Source organism: Moorena sp. SIO3I6, assembly GCF_010672095.1.
Genome location: NZ_JAAHHU010001072.1, coordinates 1 through 1,716, shown reverse-complemented (window position 1 = coordinate 1,716; position 1,716 = coordinate 1). Strand labels below are relative to the sequence as shown.

General features: G+C 41.7%; 2 protein-coding genes. One reads left to right on the top strand and one right to left on the bottom strand.

Annotation, left to right across the window (positions count from 1 at the left end):
* Positions 1-113: 113 nt before the first annotated feature.
* Positions 114-1,358, top strand: a complete 1,245-nt coding sequence (locus F6K49_RS46230) for a transposase (protein ID WP_293109157.1) — start codon at positions 114-116, stop codon at positions 1,356-1,358.
* A 40-nt stretch (positions 1,359-1,398) separates the two neighbouring features.
* Here the strand turns inward: F6K49_RS46230 and F6K49_RS46225 are convergent.
* The coding region (locus F6K49_RS46225) for a peptide deformylase (RefSeq protein WP_293109155.1) at positions 1,399-1,716 on the bottom strand (318 nt) is incomplete at its 5' end.

Below are 1,716 nucleotides of genomic sequence, written 5' to 3'. Positions count from 1 at the left end.
TGACCGCTGACCGCTGACCGCTGACCGCTGACTGCTTAAGCTCTACAACAAACCAATGATGCTAATAGTGAATGTGCTCTTATCAAAAAAGTCGCTATTGCCAGGTGCCTAGAATGAAATCCGCATATCAATACCGATTAAGATTAACAAAGTCGCAAATATCAAAAGCGGAAAAATGGTTGGACATGTTGCGTTATCAGTACAACTATTTATTGGCAGACAGGTTCAATTGGTTTGACCAAAATCGCTGTTCTATCAAATCTTGTCCTCTTGTTTGTCACTTACCAGATCTAAGGAATAATCCTGACTACTTTTCTCAGAAGAGAACCCTGCCTCAACTCAAGAAAGACAGACCTTGGTACAGTGACATTCATGCTCACGTATTACAAGACTGCGTTAAAAGAGTTGATCTGACTTTTAAGCGATTCCTAAAAGGGGATACCAACGGAAGAAAAAGCGGAAAACCTCGATTCAAGAGTAAAAATAGATACAAATCCTTTACTTTTCCTTCTTTATCTAAGAATCCTATAAATGGGAATATTTTGACTCTTCCAAAATTTGGCCAAGTCAAGATGATTTATCATCGACCTATCCCAGAAGGATTCAAGATAAAGACAGCTACTATCACCCGAAAAGCTGATGGCTATTACGTCACACTGTCAATTCAAGATGATACTGTACCAAAAATTATCCCAGTAGATAGTGTTACCAACCCTATCGGGATAGATATGGGACTCAAATCTTTCCTGGTAAAGTCTGATGGCTCAGAAGTGCCCATCCCCCAATACTACCGAAAAGCTCAAAAGCGACTAAAGAAAATTCAGAAAGCTGTCAGTAGATCGAAGAAAGGAAGTAATAACAGAAAGAAAGCTGTCAGCAATCTAGGAAAGGCTCATAAAAAAGTAGCTGACACTCGAAAATATTTTCATTTTAAAACTGCAAAGAGGTTATTGGATGAGCACGATTTAGTAGCTCACGAGAAACTCAACATTAAAGGTCTGACTAGAACTAAACTAGCTAAATCTGTATTAGATGCTGGATGGGGGCAATTTCTGTCTATTTTGTCAGTCAAAGCCGTTCGCGTAGCGTGGCCTACGGCCATAAATGCTGGACTGATCACGAAGGCAGTAAACCCCAGAAATACCAGTCAAAACTGTTCTAACTGTGGAGCAAAAGTTCCTAAAGAATTAAAAGACCGCATCCACTCTTGTACTCATTGTGGTTTTACAGCGGATCGTGATGTGAATGCGGCAATAAACATATTGGATTTGGCGGTGGGACGTCCCGTCAGAAGTAAAGCTTGCCGAGTAACCGAAGGAATACCTGGTGTTGGCAAGAAGCCCGCGTTGTCCCGTTAGGGCAACGTCGGGAGTACGTCACTAAAGGATTTGACAATCGCTATAACTTAGCAATAATCTGCTTCTGATATTCTTCCTCACTCATCATCTCGTGGGTACTCTCGACTCGGTCTAAAAATACAATCCCGTCAAGATGGTCATATTCATGCTGAAATATCCTGGCTACAAAGTCTGTTAATTGTTGCCGCTGACACTGACCATACCGATTAGTATACTCCACCTCAATTCGAGTATACCTGGGTACTAACCCTCGAATGCCGGGAATACTCAGACACCCCTCCCAGTCCTTAACCATGTCAGTGTCATGACTAATAATGCCAGGATTAATCATAGCCGTTGCTTCCATCAACGGTGCGTG

What these genes read in the sequence shown, in the direction of transcription:
- F6K49_RS46230 (WP_293109157.1), top strand. Translation starts at nt 114, where the DNA reads ATGAAATCCGCATATCAATACCGATTAAGATTAACAAAGTCGCAAATA.